12 protein-coding genes and 3 tRNA genes are annotated in these 16,800 nt (G+C 56.6%); 7 read left to right on the plus strand and 8 right to left on the minus strand.

The genetic code is table 11. The annotated features are described in order from the left end of the window. The first annotated feature begins 130 nt into the window (after positions 1-130). The 3 genes from ACP7AJ_RS09500 (at position 131) to ACP7AJ_RS09510 (ending at position 3,314) form a co-directional block, all read left to right on the plus strand. Entirely contained in the window at positions 131-427 is a 297-nt protein-coding gene (locus ACP7AJ_RS09500; RefSeq protein ID WP_426059962.1) for a helix-turn-helix domain-containing protein, read from the plus strand. Positions 428-582: 155 nt separating this feature from the next. Next, on the plus strand, positions 583-1,479 hold the full coding sequence (locus ACP7AJ_RS09505; protein ID WP_426059963.1) for a BT4734/BF3469 family protein: 897 nt from the start codon (positions 583-585) through the stop codon (positions 1,477-1,479). Continuing rightward, complete coding sequence (locus ACP7AJ_RS09510; protein ID WP_426059964.1) at positions 1,476-3,314, plus strand: VapE domain-containing protein; 1,839 nt, start codon at positions 1,476-1,478, stop codon at positions 3,312-3,314. The genes ACP7AJ_RS09505 and ACP7AJ_RS09510 overlap by 4 nt, the downstream gene beginning before the upstream one ends. A 709-nt stretch (positions 3,315-4,023) precedes the next feature. On the opposite strand, the gene ACP7AJ_RS09515 is transcribed toward ACP7AJ_RS09510, so the two are convergent. The 8 genes from ACP7AJ_RS09515 to ACP7AJ_RS09550 all read right to left on the minus strand — a co-directional run bounded on the left by ACP7AJ_RS09515 (position 4,024) and on the right by ACP7AJ_RS09550 (position 11,592). Continuing rightward, positions 4,024-7,242 (minus strand): type I restriction endonuclease subunit R, encoded by a 3,219-nt coding sequence (locus ACP7AJ_RS09515; protein ID WP_426059965.1) that lies wholly within the window; start codon positions 7,240-7,242, stop codon positions 4,024-4,026. Position 7,243: 1 nt separating this feature from the next. After that, the gene (locus ACP7AJ_RS09520; protein WP_426059966.1) at positions 7,244-8,509 is read right to left on the minus strand and encodes a hypothetical protein; all 1,266 of its coding nucleotides are present in this window, start codon (positions 8,507-8,509) and stop codon (positions 7,244-7,246) included. Positions 8,510-8,525: 16 nt separating this feature from the next. Continuing rightward, positions 8,526-10,094, minus strand: coding sequence for an N-6 DNA methylase (locus ACP7AJ_RS09525; RefSeq protein ID WP_426059967.1), 1,569 nt, complete (start codon positions 10,092-10,094; stop codon positions 8,526-8,528). 325 nt (positions 10,095-10,419) lie between these two features. After that, positions 10,420-10,590, minus strand: coding sequence for a hypothetical protein (locus ACP7AJ_RS09530; protein WP_426059968.1), 171 nt, complete (start codon positions 10,588-10,590; stop codon positions 10,420-10,422). 20 nt (positions 10,591-10,610) lie between these two features. Beyond that, entirely contained in the window at positions 10,611-11,150 is a 540-nt protein-coding gene (locus ACP7AJ_RS09535) for a DUF6934 family protein (RefSeq protein ID WP_426059969.1), read from the minus strand. A gap of 109 nt (positions 11,151-11,259) precedes the next feature. Further along, positions 11,260-11,333: transfer RNA gene (locus ACP7AJ_RS09540), tRNA-Arg, on the minus strand. Between the two features lie 19 nt (positions 11,334-11,352). Next, positions 11,353-11,426, minus strand: a tRNA-Pro gene (locus ACP7AJ_RS09545). Positions 11,427-11,504: 78 nt separating this feature from the next. After that, positions 11,505-11,592: transfer RNA gene (locus ACP7AJ_RS09550), tRNA-Ser, on the minus strand. A 155-nt stretch (positions 11,593-11,747) separates the two neighbouring features. Between ACP7AJ_RS09550 and ACP7AJ_RS09555 the strand changes: the two genes are divergently transcribed. From ACP7AJ_RS09555 to ACP7AJ_RS09570, 4 genes are all read left to right on the plus strand, one after another. Further along, complete coding sequence (locus ACP7AJ_RS09555) at positions 11,748-12,746, plus strand: VWA domain-containing protein (protein WP_426059970.1); 999 nt, start codon at positions 11,748-11,750, stop codon at positions 12,744-12,746. Positions 12,747-12,772: 26 nt separating this feature from the next. Next, positions 12,773-13,759, plus strand: coding sequence for a tetratricopeptide repeat protein (locus tag ACP7AJ_RS09560; RefSeq protein ID WP_426059971.1), 987 nt, complete (start codon positions 12,773-12,775; stop codon positions 13,757-13,759). Positions 13,760-13,900: 141 nt separating this feature from the next. Continuing rightward, the gene (locus tag ACP7AJ_RS09565) at positions 13,901-15,085 is read left to right on the plus strand and encodes an acetyl-CoA C-acyltransferase (RefSeq protein ID WP_426059972.1); all 1,185 of its coding nucleotides are present in this window, start codon (positions 13,901-13,903) and stop codon (positions 15,083-15,085) included. Between the two features lie 125 nt (positions 15,086-15,210). After that, on the plus strand, positions 15,211-16,659 hold the full coding sequence (locus tag ACP7AJ_RS09570) for a toxin-antitoxin system YwqK family antitoxin (RefSeq protein ID WP_426059973.1): 1,449 nt from the start codon (positions 15,211-15,213) through the stop codon (positions 16,657-16,659). Positions 16,660-16,800 lie beyond the last annotated feature (141 nt).

Genomic DNA, 16,800 nt, shown 5'->3' on the forward strand with positions numbered 1-16,800 from the left:
GTTACGGCCCAATAGCATCAGTTACAGCCCCGCGCCATCAATGGGCTGTACCCTCGCGTTCGTTGGCCAAGATGCTGAACATGAGACCGGAACGCACCGAGCCTCTTAGGTTTGGCACCTTACGCAAACGATGGATAGCACCATAATTTCGGTTGGGGTCGCGTACGCCCAACTGTTGGAAGATGTACGGGCCGTAATCCGGCACGAGCTGTTAAACGCCCCCACCCCCGCCGCCGCGCCCCCGGCCAATGATCCCCTAAGCATTCAGGAAGCTGCCTCCATGTTGGGGGTAACCGTGCAGACGGTACACGAATGGAAGCGTCTGGGGCTGCTCAAATACCACAAGCTGGGGGGCCGCTCCTACGTAAAGCGGTCCGACGTGATGACCGCCTTACAGGGGTTTCAGCGCACAAAAAAAAGCCGCTAGCCTGATGCGAACAGACCAACGGCCCCACGCTTTGCGTGTAGCTGGACGCTACGCCAAAGATAGCTACCGCCGCCTGTGTGCTTGGTGGAAAGGCCCCACGCAGGAAGAAAAAGACGCCTGGCTGCGGGAACACCATCCCTGGGTCTTTCCCATGGTTGAACAAGTTATTGCGGAGCTACGTGCCCGACAAGGAAAGGGAAACGGCCGTGAATAGCCCCTTTGGACCCCGCGACGTGAGCCGGCTGGTGATGCTGCTAGGGGAAGCTGCCCCGCCGCGCACAGCCTTTGCCAAGGCGTTAAAGCACTACTATCCCAGCGCCCCCCCAGTGGAAGTTATCATCGTGGCCGGCTGGCTGGTACCGGCTGATGGAGACCGGCTGCGCGAACCCGTGCTGACCAATGACGAGCTAGCGGCCCGGTGCTACTCGATGGAAGACCCATTCGAGGGGATAACGATGCTGCCGCTTCCGCAAGCCGGCCCCCGCTTCAGCTACTTCGACGGGCCTATTAAGAACATCACGCCCCGCCCGGCCCCGATAACTTTAGCCAACCTGCACCGCATCATTACGGACCCGCCGCCGCGCCTGAAAGCCCTGTCCGCCCTCGTGCGAACGGAATACGAAACGCACGGCAAGAGCCGCCGCTACAGCGAGCAAAAGAAACGCCTGGACTACTTCTCCGTTGGCGGCATCTTCGCCACCCGCGCCGATGATAAAGTGCTGCTGAAATCCGGCCTACTGGTAGTGGACCTGGACGAAATGAAAGGCGGGGCTGCACAAGCGAAAGACCAGCTCTTAACCGATGTGGCCCTGAGCCCCGCCCTTGGCCTGCTATTCGTGAGCCCTTCCGGCGACGGGCTGAAAGGGGTGCTGGCGGCTGACCCACGAATCGACCGCGCCACCAACTACCAACGCATTGCCCGGCACTTGCGCCGCCGCTACGCCTGGGGGTACACCCTGGACGAGAGAACGGCCGACCTGAGCCGCGCCTGCTTTGTGTGCCACGACCCCGACGCCTACTTAAATCCGGCCTTCGCCGCTAAACCGATATGATAACGCTAGATTCAACACAACTGGATGCCGGCCCCGATGTGCCCGCGCCGGCCCCTACGCCGCGCCCTGCCGCAACCCCCTACAATGGTCCCGCTACCGACGACCGCGCCGACCCGACCGGAGCCGCGGCCTGGTGCTACGCCCAACACACCGGCAAGCACGGCCCGCCCCCCGCCCCCGGCGAAGGGCACAATAGTTGGCTGGCCGCCTACACCAAGTTTTGCAACGAGAGCGGGGCGCCCTTTGATGATGCGCTGGCCCTGGCCCTCGCCACGGCCCCGGCCGGGCACGACACGGCAAAAATAACGGCCACCGTTACCGGCATTTACCACCGGGACGCGGCTGACTACGGGCGCAAGCCCTACACCAAGAGAAAGCCCGGCCGACCACCCGGCAGGAAGGCAGTAAACGATGGATTAAAAGCCATACAGGCGAAGCTAGCGGCCAAGGGGCATAACCTGTCGCCCGAGATGCTGGCCGAGGCTGTCAAGGCCGCAATGCATGCCAAGAAGGACGGAAGGACCGACGGTGGACTAAGCGTTTTAGCCGGCACCAACGGCGGGCTGGGAATGGACCAAGACGCGGCAAAGACGGTTATAGGCGGGGTTCAGTCCAATGACGCCCTGTCGATACAGCCCCAGCGGGCGGTTACCTACGCGGATATTCGCGACGCCGTGACAGCGGAATGGGGTATCTTCTACGACCCCGGCACCCACATCTATTATTACCGGAAGGCCGGTAGCGATAACCCGAACGACCTTATCCCCTTTGACGACCGCAGCCCGTTTCTGAACGACCTGCTGAACGACCTGGAAGAGAACGGCACCAAGACAAGTAAACGCACCCTGCAAGAAACCCTTTTCAGTTCGCGCACCTACCGGGAAATCAACTACCTGGCCGCCCACCTGGACTACCTGGCAGCCCACTACGACGGGGAAGACCACTATGCCCGCCTGCTCGCACTCCTGAAAACGGACGATGACCCCCTCCTTGCCACCGTACTCAAAAAGTACCTGCTCAATACCGTAGCACAAGGCTATTGCAGTTCTTCAACCTGTCGCAATGAACAAGTGTTGGTGCTGGTGTCGACCGGGCAGGGGTTTGGTAAGTCGATTTTCTTCCAAAACCTGCTGTGGGACGACCAGTTCTTTGCCTCACCTTCGGCCTTTGACGCCAAAAACAAAGAACACCTGCTGCTGATGACAAACCACCTGCTGATATGCTGGGATGAAATGGGGCAGCAGCGGAAAGCGGAAGCCGACGAATTAAAGAACGTCCTGAGCCAGCATGTGATTACGGCCGATAAAAAATTTCAGTACACGGCCAAATACCCCCGCACGGCGTCTTTTTGTGGCACCACGAACAATGATGCCTTCTTGAAGGACGCCACCGGAAGCCGCCGCTTTTTGCCGTTCACCGTGCTGGGAAAGCTAGACATTCCGGCATACCTGGCCTTGGACAAAGCCCAGCTCTGGGGCCAAATCGTTGCCGAGTACAAAGCCGGCACCCCCTACCGGCTCACCGACGAAGAGAACGCCGCCATAAGCGCCCGCAACGAAGGGCGGTTCACGGCCGACACCCCCGAAGATGCGTTCATAGCAGAGTGCGTGAACGTAACAGGCAATCCAGCCGACTTTGTGCCCTCTTCCATAATATCCGCACGGCTGGACGAATACAAAGACCACCGCAAGGGGCAGGGACTTTATCGCGCAGATGAGGTCCGAAAAAAGCTCCTGCAAATGCCAGGGGTTGACAAGAGACGGGACCGTTACGATAATAGCAAAAACCCGCTAAACGGGCTAACGGGTATAAAACTGATTTTTAATGGGAGGTAGCCCGACACGGGGAGGGGGGTAGCTTGGCACGCTGCCCCCCTCGCTTTGTGCCGCATTGCGTCGGACCTGAAACAGATTTTGGGGGGCTGACACAGCAAAAAGTCCGATTCCAGCACCTGGGTTGGGTTTTACCCACTTTTGTGTCAGTGTGTCGTGTGTCGGGCCCTTCCCCAGCATTATAGGATAAATAAATAAAATACCCCCCTTATTTAATTTATTTCTTCTCTATACATATTAACTCTATTCTCTTTAACACAGTAACACAAATGGATAAAAAAGGGCTTCAATGATAAAAGAAGGCCATTTTTTGCTGTGTCAACAGTGTGTCAACGCCCCCACATGCTGACACACACCCAGTGCCGGCCGGGGCTCCCGCCCACACCCCACCTGCCGGCTTATGCCAGCCAATCCCGTAGGATAACGGCAAAAAATGCCAGCTACGACCCAGGTAGCACCCCGCTGGCATTGCACCTGCCCGCATCCTCTAGCGTCGCGCCTACATCCTTAAAATGCTTCATCCCCCCGGCCACGCCTGATAACTGTTGCGCTCTAATAGGTCAAGATAAACCCAAAAAATGCTGTGTTTAGCCATCACGTAAAATACAGTGAAGCGCAAAAAATGCCACGCCGGGGCCAGCGGCAGAAGTGCCGGTCCCCTTGTTTTGTCCAAAAACCGTCCCACACAAACCAAAAATCCGTTGGGATATATCTATACTAAGACGGTCCGGTTCTTCTTAAAATTCTCGGCTTGACCGAAGATTTCGCCATACACCTCGTCGCGCTCCACGGGCGGGTAACCGAACTCATCCAACAGCAGAATCAGGCCCACTTTCAACGCCGATTTAATGTCTTCGCGCTTATTCCAGTCGGGGAAGCGGGCCTGCTCATCTACTAAGGCTTTAATGGCTTTGGCCAGCGCGACCAGTTGCTCGGCTGGGTAGCGGAAATCGTACTTCGCACACAGGGCCATCAGGATGTCGTAGAAGGCTTTTTCTTCGAAGTCGATGCCTAGGATGTCGCCGGCCGAAAATTCGTTTTGAACCTCCCAAATCAGGTTGGTGAGCTGCTCAGCTATTTCCTCGTAGACTTCGCTACGCAGGATGTCGTTTTCGTCGCGCTCGTTGTAGCGGGCTACCAGCGCCTGCATCTTCTTGGTGAAGTCAATGCCTTTTACCTGGTTCACCTTGCGCATCTGGTCGATGACGCGAGCTAGGAGCTGCTGAAGCAGTTTTATCTTGGTATTGGGCAGCTTGATTTTGTCGATTTTAGCCAAGTAGTCAGCGTCGAAGATGTCCTGCTCGGTGTCGCCATCGGTGCCGAGCTTAATGATTTCCTCCACGCCGTCGCTGGCCAGGGCGTCCTGTATCATCTTGCGCACTTGGGCGCTCATCTGGGCCGTGTCGGGAGCATCCCCTTTAGTGAGCTTGAACACAATGGAGCGGACGGCCAGGTAGAAGTGCGTCTGGTCGCGCTGGGGCTGGGTAAGTTTCTCGCTGCCGGCGCAAATGTCGTAGGCGGCTTTCAGACGCTTCACCAAGCCCATGAAGCGGGTTTCCTGCTCCTTGGTCAGCTGCACGAATTCGGCGGCCATGTTCAGCGTGTGCAGCTGTTGCAGAGCGGTGCCGGTGAAATACTTGCTGCTATCGAAGGTGTGGAATAAGCGGGCCAATAGGTCCAGATGGTCTCGAACCACCACCAGCGACTGGTCAATTTCTTCAAAATTCCGCTCGTCTCCCTTGCTGTACTTAGCCAGCGCCAGACCCATCTGGTTTTTGAAGCCGATATAATCGACCACCAAGCCCTTGCTCTTGCCCTCGTAGGTACGGTTCACCCGCGAAATGGCTTGAATCAGGCTGTGCTGCTGAATGGGCTTGTCGATGTAGAGGGTATCGAGGAAAGGCACGTCGAAGCCGGTAAGCCACATGTCCACGATGATGGCAATCTTGAAGTTGGACTTCGCGTTTTTGAACTGCCGGTCCAGCTCCTTGCGGTACTCTTTGGTGCCCAGCAGGTCGTACATGTCCTTCGGGTCATCCTTGCCGCGAGTCATTATCATCTTCACCCGCGCCATAGGTTTCAGTTCGCGCTTTTCCTTTTCGGTCAGCTCGGCCCCTTCTTCGGCCGCCAGCACGTCGGCCCAGGCTGGGCGTAGCTCGATGATGTTCTGGTATAGGGCGTAGGCGATTTCGCGGGAGCTGCACACAAACATGGCTTTGCCTTTCACGGTCGCGCCTTCGCTCACACGCTTTTCGTAGTGTTGCACAAAGTCGGCAGCCAGCACGCGCAGACGCTTGGGGTCGCCGAGGATGGCCCGCATTTGAGCGGTTTCTTCCTTGCTTTGCTCGATTTGGTAGGCGTTAGCTCCGTCCTCAGCAGCCTGCGCATAGTAGCGCTCTATCTTTTCCAGTTCGCCGTTGTGTAGCACTACTTTGGCGGCGCGACCTTCGTACACGATGCGAACGGTTATCTCATCCTTCACCGATTCGGTCATGGTATACTCGTCCACCACCGGGCCGAACACGTCCAGTGTGGCATCTATCGGGGTACCGGTGAAGCCGACGTAGGTGGCCTGGGGCAACGAATCGTGCAGGTATTTGGCGAAGCCATAGGTTTTGGTGACGCCGCTGGCCGTCACGCGCACTTTCTGCTCCAGGTTTACCTGGCTACGGTGGGCTTCGTCGGAGATGCACACGATGTTGGCGCGGCAGCTCAGCAGCTCGGTGCCCTCGGTAAATTTGTGGATGGTGGTGAGGAACACGCCGCCGCTCTGGCGGCCGGCCAGCAGCTCGCGCAGGTGCTCGCGGCTTTCCACGCTCACCACGTTCTGGTCGCCGATGTAGTGCTTGGCGTTGGTGAACTGCCCGGCCAGTTGGTCGTCGAGGTCGGTGCGGTCGGTGATGAGCACCACGGTGGGGCTGGCAAAGTCCTCGCTGCGCATGAGCAGCCGCGTGAGGAAGAGCATAGTGTAGCTCTTGCCGCAGCCAGTGGCCCCGAAGTAGGTGCCGCCTTTGCCGTCGCCGGTGGGCTTACGGGCCGACCAAATCTGGTTGTAAAGCTTGTGGGCCGCGTAGTACTGCGGGTAGCGGCACACCACTTTCTCGTCTTTCTTCGAGCTGTCGGGTAGGTAAATGAAGTTGCGGATGATGTCGCGTAGGCGGGTGCGGTCGAGCATCCCCTCCACCAGGGTGTAAAGGGTATTGATGCCATCCACGTCCTGGGCTAACCCGGCTACGCGCCGCCAAGCATAGTAAAACTCGTAGGGAGCGAAGAAGGAGCCGGCCTTGTTATTCACGCCGTCGCTGATGACGCAAAAGGCGTTGTACTTAAACAGCTCCGGGATGTCGCGCTCGTAGCGCACAGTGAGCTGCACGTACGCGTCGTGAATGGTGCAGTCGGGCTGAATGGCCGTTTTGAACTCGAACACCACCAGCGGCAGACCATTGATATACAGGATGCCGTCGGGGATGCGCTTCTCGCTGCCCACGATTTCGAGCTGCGTCACAAAGCGGTAAATGTTGTGGTCGGCAGCAGCAGCGTAGGCTGGGGCAGCTTCGGCGGCCAGGTTCTCGGCGGCGGGCTGCTGGCGGGTCAGGCTGGTATAGTCGAGCAGTTGCACCCAGATGTCTTTCTGGCTGGGGTCTTCGCGCTTGAGAATGAAGCCATCGGCCAGCAGCCGCATCACGGCCTTGTTGCTTTCGTAAAGGTCGGACGCGGGCAGGGCGTGCAACCGCCGCACCACGGCATCGGCTTCGGCCGGGGTAAGACCATCTTCCTCGTAGTGCTTCAACAAAAAGGCCCGTAGGTCGGCTTCGAGCAGCACTTCCTCAGGGGCGCGGGCCAGGGTGTTGCCCAGCTGGTGCGGGTAGCCCTGCTCATGCAGCAACTCACAAAAAACCTCCTCCAACTTGGCTTCAGTGAACTTCTGCATATCAGGTGAAGGAGAGGGTTAACTGTGCCGGTTTGGTTACGGCGAGCTTGGGCGCGGCAGGCACCGATTCGATGGTGGCGAGCTTGGAGAGGAGAAGACTTTTAATCTTTTGCAAGGCAATTATTTCCCTCTTTAGAATATCAGCCTGTGCCGAAGTTTTGTCTAGCACAGTAGCAAGCATTTTCTGCTCGCGAGCTGCGGCAATCAGAAAAGGCTTCTTTACAATATCTTCTCTTTTAGCTATATTGACTTGTGCGCTTCCTCCTGATTCTGCAATCAGTAAATTGTTGCCATTTTTAGACCTGAGAAAAAGCTCGAAGATGGACAAAGCGCATTTAGTAGGGTCAACACGTAATATCAATAGAGCTTGGTTGATAATGCCGACTTTATCAGTCTCACTGATTCGTGTTATTCTGCCAAGAGTCCCAGAGCAGCTAATAACTAAGTCATTAGGCTTGACAGCAAATCGTTTAAGCTGAGCAAATTTGTCTGAGTCCACATAATATCTGAAGTTTCTATGCCCGTCAATAGCATGCTGTTGTTCATAAACAGGAGTACCTGAGGACCTCATATCCTCAACCTTCAACGCAGAGCCAAAGGGGCCTCGGATGTATCCCTTTGTGTCTAAAACTGTCCCAATATTGCCAAGCTTCCATCCCTTGGGGATTTCCCCAAGCTCACTCTCCACCATTTCGCCGCCGCTGCTTTTATAGGGCTGGCCAGCTTCATTGGGAAACTCAAACTCCACAAACCACTGCTTGTAAATGGCCTGAGATGTGGTTTCGAGGTTTTGGATGAGCTGGTTGTTGAGGGCAATGCGGTTTTGAATGGTGTGGTATTCGGCCACGATTTCCCGCTGCTTTTCGATGGACGGTACTGGAATCAGCGTTTCGCATAGCGCCTGCCAGTCGTATCCGCCCCGAATAGCCGCGTCACATTTAAACGTGGCGTATCTGTCAAACTCCGACCGCCGAAACCACATCATCAGATACTCTGGGTCAAGCTTGTTCGAGTCTTTCACCTTAAACACCGGGTAAGCCGGCGAAACCAGGTTCGGCTCGTCGTCCAGCTTCAAAACCACCGGCAGCTTATTCACCCGAATCGGCGACATGAAATCGCACGCAAACTCATGTTTGTGCATCACGCGGTAAACCGACATATCGGTTCCCACGATGTTAGAAGTTGTGGCCCGAAACTCTTTGGTCAAACTCAGGCCCAACAGTCTAGTGACTTTCAAGTCGGTGTTGCGTCTTTCGACACGCTGCACGTAGTCGCCGATTGGCCTATAATTCGATTGCATAGCCCAGTTCCTTAAACACGTTCAGCAATTCCTTTTTCGACTGGTCTTCGGCCCGCAACAGCTCTGCGAATTCTAGTTGCAGACCGGCCATTTTCTGGTCGAAGTCAATGTTTTCGTCGCGATTCACGAACTCAATGTATTTGCTTGGCACCAGCGAAAAGTCTTTGTCTTTGGATGAGACTTCCTCCAGGTGCGCGGTGTAACAGAACTCTGGTATGTTGGCTGCGCCGGTGGTTTGCCAGTCGTGATAGGTGCGCGCCACCAGCTTGATGTCAGCTTCCGAGAACTGCGTAAACTTCTTCTCGAACGGCTCACCCAACTGCCGCAGGTCCATGAACAGGATTTCGCCGGTGCGGGTACGGTAGTGGCGGGTCTCGTCGCCCACGCTCTTGCTGTGCGCCTGCTTGTTCTTGTTCAGAATCCAGAGCGTCACGCTGATGTCGGTGGTGTAAAACAGATTGCGCGGCAGCACCACAATAGCTTCCACCAAGTCGTTTTCAATCAGCTTACGGCGGATTTTGTATTCCTCGCTGCCACCGCTCAGTGCGCCGTTAGCCAGGATGAAGCCGGCCACGCCGTTGTCGGAGAGCTTGGCGGCGATGTTCAGAATCCAGCCATAGTTGGCGTTGGAGCGGGGCGGTACGTCGTAGCCGAGCCAGCGGGCATCGTCGGTCAGCTCCTTTTCGCCGCGCCAGTCCTTCTGGTTGAAGGGCGGGTTGGCCATGATGTAGTCGGCCTTGAGGTCGGGGTGTTGGTCTTGGCCGAAGGTATCTGCCGCCTTCTCGCCCAAGTTGGCCGAAATGCCGCGGATGGCCAGGTTCATCTTGGCCAACTTGTAGGTGGTGTTGGTGTACTCCTGCCCGTAGATGGACACCTTCTTCTTGCTGCCGTGGTGACTCTCGATGAACTTGATGCTCTGCACAAACATGCCGCCCGAGCCGCACGCCGGGTCGTAGATGATGCCCTCGTAGGGCTCAATCATCTCGGCAATCAGGTTCACGATGCTAGCCGGGGTGTAGAACTCGCCTTTACCCTTGCCCTCAGCCAGCGCAAACTTGCTCAGGAAGTACTGGTACACCTTGCCCACCACGTCCTGCTTCTTGTCCTTGAGCGTATCGATGTTGCTGATTTCATCAACCAGCGCCGCCAGCTTGGTGGGGTCGAGCCCGAGGCGCGAAAAGTAGTTGTCGGGCAGCGCACCCTTCAGCGCCTTGTTATCCTTCTCGATGGTATGCAGCGCCGTGTCAATGATAAGCGCCAAATCGGGCTGTTTGGCTCTATCTTGAATGTAGTTCCAGCGCGACTTCTCTTCTAGGAAAAACACGTTTTTCATGTTGTAGAAGTCGGGCATCTCCAGGTACTTATCCTTGCCCTCTGCCACCAGTTCTTGCCGCCGCTCGGCAAACTTGTCGCTGGCAAACTTGAGGAATACCAGTCCGAGCACGACGTGCTTGTACTCGGCCGGCTCCACGCTGCCGCGCAGCTTGTTGGCCGATTCCCAGAGGGATACCTCGATTGCTTTTTCTTTAACCGGTTTTTTCTGCTTAGCCATTATAACGGGCCTAAAATATAATTCCTGTAATCAGGTGAGAACAGGGGTAATGTGTCAAAGGTAGAATGATAAATGACCGTGCCTCAAACACCATAGAAAAAGGTTTCTCAGTTGAGGGGCTTTTTTGATAGATTCTACTCGATGGGCTTAATTATCAGCACCGACGCCCCGAAGCATAATTGGTTTCGCAAACCTCTCCGGTACAGGCATCGACCAACCAATTCGGCTTAGTGATAGCACATAAAACGAAGGCTGCATACAGAATCTCACGCACGAAAAAAGCCCCACCGTTGCGGGTGGGGCTTTTAATATAAATGGGTTGGCTTTATGCAGGAAATGCCTGTAAGCCTTTAAACATCTGCTTGGCGCGCTCTAATTTCCCAGGGAACATTTCCTTCCCTTTAAAGAATTCAGCAACTGAGTCCAATTCCTTTTTTGTTGCATTGGACATTGCATTAGGCTCCTTTGTCTGGTTCAGGGATTTGCTAGTCTTCATGGTGATGCAAATGTATGTTGTTACTTCTTAGAAACAAACACAGCGTCATACTTGACATCTGGGCGATAAGGAAATTTCTGACTTAGGGCTCGAATGTACCCAGAAAACACATACGTCTCCTTTAGTTCGTCGTAATTTTTGTTAAGAAAGTAGCGGTATGAGTTGATTCGGCGGTCTGCGTTTCTACAAGTAGCGTCACACCGTTTGTTTAAGCAGGTGATTCGGCATTGTATTTCAAATTCCGCGCCACTGTCGCTCCCTTGTACGGCAATAGTGGCATACGGGTATTCATCAAAGAACAGCGGGATTGTGCTAAGCACCGTGTTCATTACTGGCCGAATGTCGTCGTTGTTGCTATTGGTATCGTCAATGATGCTACGAGTGGCCTTATCGTAATCCCCGAATGCGAGGTTGTAGAGCCCACCAAGACCATACGGTTGAACGTACATGTATTCAACCACCTTCACAATGGTCAGTTTGCCAATGCTTTTAAAGAAAAACTTTCGATTTTTTGGCTCATCATCTGCTTCTCTTAGAGGGTAAGTAGAAATGTTCTTCATTAGTTGCTAGTGGAGCACTTGTTTTAGGGCTGACAAGGTAGAATTGTCCCAAAAACTGTCCTACAGTAAAAATAAAAAGCCGTTTCCAGTGGGGAAACGGCTTTTTAAGTGGCCCCGTTTGGATTCGAACCAAAGACCGACTACTTAGAAGGTAGTTGCTCTATCCAGCTGAGCTACGGGGTCGAAACGGGGTAAACAAATGTCGGGGTGGCAGGATTCGAACCTACGACCTCCTGCTCCCAAAGCAGGCGCGATACCGGGCTACGCTACACCCCGAAAAAAATAATGTTGAGTTTAGAAAACTACCTAGTGGGTGGAGCCCCAACGGGAAGCTTTCGCAACCCAACATTATAGTGGAGAGGGGGGGATTCGAACCCCCGGTAACCTTTAGAGCTACGGCAGTTTAGCAAACTACTGGTTTCAGCCACTCACCCACCTCTCCAGGTCGGTTCCGCTTCCGTCCGAAGCGGGTGCAAATATACGGGCGGAACTCAGAAACCCACCCTTTGGCCAAAAAAATTATCTTTGAGAGTCCGGAATTGATGAAACCAACGGCCGGGTGAGTTCTTTGTGCTTTGCTATTTACTTGTTCTTCTATTGTTAACCTGGGCATATCCTAATTTCATAGCCGTCGGGCTGGCCCTACTAATTGGCCTGTTGTTGCTGGCGAGCTACTGGCGGCGCATGACGCGCCTGGGCCGGGCCTTGGGTAGCCGGCCCCGCCACCGTGGCTGGAAGCTGGTGCTACGGGTACTGGCAGCGGCTTTGCTGCTAGCAGCCGCGCTGGGGCCTGCGTTGGGCGTGAGCCAGCAACCCGTGCGCACCGCCGGCAAAGATGTGTGGCTGTTGGTAGACGTATCGCGCTCCATGGATGCAGCCGACGTAGCTCCTAGCCGCTTGCTGCGCGCCCAGGCCGAGCTACAGCAGCTGGTGGCTCAGTTCCCGGCCGACCGGCTGGGGCTGGTGGTGTTTGGAGCGGAAGCGGTGGTGCAATGCCCTCTCACCTATGACCAAGAAGCAGTGCAGGTGTTTATCAGTACGCTGCGAACCAGTCTGCTGCCAAGTGGTCCCACTACCCTGCGAGCCCCGCTTGAGCTGGTACTAAGCCGCCTAGCGCCAGCTCCTCCCCCTCCAACTCCAAATGGAGCGGCAATCGGGCCGGTACCGCGCGCCACGGCCCTGGTGGTGGTGAGCGATGGCGAAGATTTTGGTGAAAACCTGGACCCGGTGCTGCAGGGGCTGGCACGCCTGGGAGCGCGGGTCTACACCGTGGGGGTGGGTACTGCCGAGGGCGCTGCCATTCCAAAAGCAGGGGGCGGCTTTGTGAAAGATGGCCAAGGGCAAGTGGTGCAAAGTCAATTGCAGGAAGCGCTTTTGCTGCAGCTTTCGGCCCAAACCGGTGGGCAATACGTGGAGCTGAACAACATACAAAACGGGTTTGGGCTCCTGCTGCAATCGTTGCAAACCATGCAGGGCGCGGCCGGGCAGGTGCGCACCGTGGCCGTGGCCGACAACCGCTACCGCTACCCTTTGGCGGCGGCACTGCTGTTGCTGGCGCTCGACATTGCCCTCACTGTCACCATTATTCGGCCATGAAGTACCTCGTGCTTTTATTAGTAGCTATGAGTGCGCCTTCGTGGCAGCTGCTCACTTGGGTGCACGACCGTAATTCGGCCGTGGCAAGTGGCACAACTGCTTATCAGCAGGGCGATGCTACCCGTGCTGCTGCTGCTTTTGATGCAGCTTTGCGGGCGAAGGCGCGCCCCACCGCCGACCCACGCCTGGTGTTGAATCTGGCGCATTCCCAAACCCGGGCGGGGCAGCTTGCACCAGCTCAGGCCACTTACGGGCGGCTGCTGACCGAGGTCCCCGCGCCGCTGAGCAGTATAGCACACCAGCAGTTGGCCGTGCTGGCTGCCCAGCAGGGTGAAATAGCGGAGGCGCTTACGCTGCTGCGGCGGGCCTTGCTGCTCGACCCCAAAAACAGCGGAGCCCGCTACGACTATGAAGTGCTGAGTGACTATCTGGCCCGAAAACCCAACAGCCCCAAGATTCCGGCCCCCGCTCCCCCACCCACAGCTGCGCCCGACGTCTCTAAACCGGCGGAACCCGAAAAAAATGGAACCGCGCAGAACCAGCCCGCTGAACAACCTGGCACCAACCGTCAGGGTGAAATCAACGACCTCAAATCGACCCCGCCCGCACCTACCACGCCGCCCGAGCGCCGACCCGATGCGGGTGGCCAACCCGACAACCGGCAGGCCACTGGAGCGCCTGGTACGGCCGCGCGGGGTGGCCGGGCACCGGGCGCCGGCACGCCGCAGCCCATGGCCAGCGGTGAAGCGCCCGGCAATCAGCAGGGCCTCGACCGCAGCAGTGCTGCTGCTGGAGCGGGGGCCAATGGCCGAAGCAACCGCGCTGGCACCGAAACCGCCACCCCGGACGACGCCAGCCTGCAGACCCAGCGCGAGCGACTGGAGGCCATGAACCTTACCCAAGCCCAGGCCCGCCAATTGCTGGAAACGCTGCGGGCGCAGGAGCAACAATACCTGCAACAGCTAACGCGCCCCGCCGTGCAAAAACCCGACCCCAGCAAACCAACTTGGTAGCTTGACTCTGGTAATAAGGAAGTTGCGCAGTCAACTAAACTTCCCGAACGACTGTTAGGCAAAGAACCGTTTTGGAGGTTGTAAATCCGTACTTTTGCGGCCTAGTTCAACCTCCCACTCAACACCCTTACCATACCTCGTATGCAAATCAAAGAAGTTGTCATTATATCTGCCGTCCGCACGCCGATTGGCTCATTTGGCGGGGCGCTGTCTTCACTGTCGGCCACGGAGCTGGGCGCCATTGCCTTGAAAGGAGCCCTCGAAAGGGGCGGTGTGGACCCCTCGGAAGTAGAGCAGGTGATTATGGGCAACGTTATTTCGGCCAACCTGGGCCAGGCTCCGGCCCGCCAGGCCGCCAAGAAAGCCGGCCTGCCCGATACTGTGGAGTGCACCACCGTGAATAAAGTTTGTGCTTCGGGCACCAAGGCCATCATGTTTGCTGCTCAGGCCATTATGCTGGGGCAGTCGGACGTGGTGCTGGCCGGCGGCATGGAGAGCATGAGCAACGTGCCCTATTACCTCGATAAAGCCCGTTTTGGCGCGAAGTACGGCCACGGCCAAATGATAGATGGCCTCGTGCGCGACGGCCTCTGGGACCCGTACCATGACTACGCCATGGGCAACGCCGCCGAGAACACAGCCAAAGAAATGGGCTTCACCCGCGAGCAGCAGGACGCTTTCGCCATCGAGAGCTATACCCGCAGCGCAGCGGCCGCCAAGGCTGGCAAGAAGAAAGATGAAATCATTCCCGTAACCATCGAAAGCCGCGGCAAAACCACGGTGATTGACGACGACGAGGAATACCTGAAAGTTGACTTCACCAAAGTGCCCGGCCTGAAGCCGGCCTTCATCAAAGAAGGTGGCACGGTAACCGCTGCTAACGCTTCGACCCTGAACGATGGCGCTGCCGCTATTCTGCTCATGAGCCGCGAGAAAGCCGACGCACTGGGCCTTACGCCCATTGGCCGTATCCTAGGCTTCGCCGATGCTGAGCAGGCACCGGAGTGGTTTACCACTTCGCCCGCCCTAGCCATTCCAAAGGCATTGAAAAATGCCGGCAAAACGGCCGCCGACGTGGATTTCTACGAAATCAACGAGGCTTTCTCAGTGGTGAGCTTGGCCAATAACCAGCTGCTGAAGCTGGAAGGCACTAAGGTGAACCTGTACGGCGGTGCCGTGAGCTTGGGCCACCCGCTGGGCGCTTCCGGCGCGCGCATTGTGACCACCCTGATGAACGTGCTGAAGAACGAAGGCGGCAAAATCGGTGTGAGCGGCATTTGCAACGGCGGCGGCGGTGCCAGCGCCATTGTAGTAGAGCGCCTGTAAACGACCTCTTGACCGACCATTAGCTAAGGAAGCCCCATCGATAAACGGTGGGGCTTTTTTTTGGCTTGAATTTTCGCACCTCCTTCCCATCGCACGGAAAACCCATTTTCTGCGTTCTTGCGCCTATGAAATACCTAGTGCCTTTCTTTCTGTTGATGGTCGCTTTGCCTTCGCATGGCCAAAAGCTGCGTCGGCTTGTGACGTTTTACGATTCTACTAAAGTGAACAAGCGCGAGGTATACACCGCGCTGGTGGCGGCCGATACGGTGCCGCAGGGCACCTATCGCCGGTTCTACCGCTCGGGTAAGCTGGAGCAGCAAACCAGCTTCCGGCAAGGCAAGCGCGATTCGGCTTACGTTGAGTTTCATCCTACTGGCACCCGGCGGCTGGAAACGACTTACCGCGATGGCATTCGTCAGGGCCCGTTCAAAACCTATTATGCAGATGGCAAGGTGGCCCAGGAAGGCATGTTCGAAGACGACGAGCCCAATGGCGAGCTGACGTTTTACCATCCCAGCGGTGAAGTGAAGCTGCGCACCACCCTGGCAAAGGGCCAGCCCAACGGCGCGCTCAAAGCCCTGTACCCCGACGGCAAGACCCAAGCCGAGGTGAACTACGTGGACGGGCAGCCCAATGGTGCCGTGAAGTTCTACTACCCCAATGGCGTGGTGCAAAGCGAAGGCAGCTTCACCCGCGGGCTGCTGTCGGGGCCATACAAAACGTATTATCCCAACAGCCAGATAGAAGTGGAAGTGCTGGCCGATAAAAATGGCCGCGGGCGCTACCGCAGCTACTACCAAAGCGGCAAGCTGCAAACCGAGAGCACCTACGTGCCCGCCCCGCTGGTGCAGCGCCCAGTGAAAAACACCCTCGGCGATGACCTTACCAAGCGTGTGGCTCCGCCCACTGGCACCAACAACCTCGACGGCCCCGCCACCAGCTACTACGAAAGTGGCCAGATTAAAACCAAGATGACCTACCGCAACGGCGTGCCCACCGGCCATGCGCTCGAATACTTCGAGAACGGCAACCTGCACGAGGACATTGAGTACAGCAACAGCGGCCGCGACCGCAAAATCACGCGTTACTTCGACACCCCCGGGCAGTTGGCCCAGGCCGAAGAAATGTATAAGAACAACCGGCCGGCCGGCACTTGGCGCGAGTTTTATCCCGACGGCAAGACTCCGCGCAAGACCGAGGTGTATGGCCCCAGTGGCCGCCTGTTGGGCGACCGGATTACTTACTATGAAAATGGCCAGGTTCACAGCCGGCAGCCTTACCTAAACGGATTTGCGGCGGGCATTGCGCAGGAATACTTTCCGTCGGGCAAGCTTCAGAAGGAAACGACCTACGTGCGAAACGTACTATTGGGCCCTTTCCGCGAGTTTCGCGAAGATGGCACTGTGGCCGTGAGCGGGCAGTATCGCAACGGCAAGCAAAGCGGTGTCTGGACTTACTTTAAGGAAGATGGCAAAACCGAGGCCCGGTCTGTGACCTACCGCAACGGTCTGGCAGTAGAAGCTGGCGGTGATAAGCCCAAAGCAAAGCCCCGCCCGCCCCTCAAACGCAAGTAGCAACAGGCCAAAGGTGGTGGCTGCGTGGCCATTTGTCTGTTTAAGAATGTAACCAAGCCCCAGCCTACACGCTGGGGCTTTTTCTTTTCCTGGATAAAATCTTGGTGGCCTCAGGCAACTGGCTTGTTAGTCGGTGCATCT

The sequence above is a fragment of the Hymenobacter sp. B1770 genome, from assembly GCF_049896385.1.
GTDB lineage: Bacteria > Bacteroidota > Bacteroidia > Cytophagales > Hymenobacteraceae > Hymenobacter.

Coding starts and splice junctions, on each gene's coding strand:
- ACP7AJ_RS09500 (WP_426059962.1), top strand. CDS start 131: ATGGATAGCACCATAATTTCGGTTGGGGTCGCGTACGCCCAACTGTTG.
- ACP7AJ_RS09510 (WP_426059964.1), top strand. CDS start 1,476: ATGATAACGCTAGATTCAACACAACTGGATGCCGGCCCCGATGTGCCC.
- ACP7AJ_RS09515 (WP_426059965.1), bottom strand. CDS start 7,242: ATGCAGAAGTTCACTGAAGCCAAGTTGGAGGAGGTTTTTTGTGAGTTG.
- ACP7AJ_RS09525 (WP_426059967.1), bottom strand. CDS start 10,094: ATGGCTAAGCAGAAAAAACCGGTTAAAGAAAAAGCAATCGAGGTATCC.
- ACP7AJ_RS09530 (WP_426059968.1), bottom strand. CDS start 10,590: ATGAAGACTAGCAAATCCCTGAACCAGACAAAGGAGCCTAATGCAATG.
- ACP7AJ_RS09535 (WP_426059969.1), bottom strand. CDS start 11,150: ATGAAGAACATTTCTACTTACCCTCTAAGAGAAGCAGATGATGAGCCA.
- ACP7AJ_RS09560 (WP_426059971.1), top strand. CDS start 12,773: ATGAGTGCGCCTTCGTGGCAGCTGCTCACTTGGGTGCACGACCGTAAT.
- ACP7AJ_RS09565 (WP_426059972.1), top strand. CDS start 13,901: ATGCAAATCAAAGAAGTTGTCATTATATCTGCCGTCCGCACGCCGATT.
- ACP7AJ_RS09570 (WP_426059973.1), top strand. CDS start 15,211: ATGAAATACCTAGTGCCTTTCTTTCTGTTGATGGTCGCTTTGCCTTCG.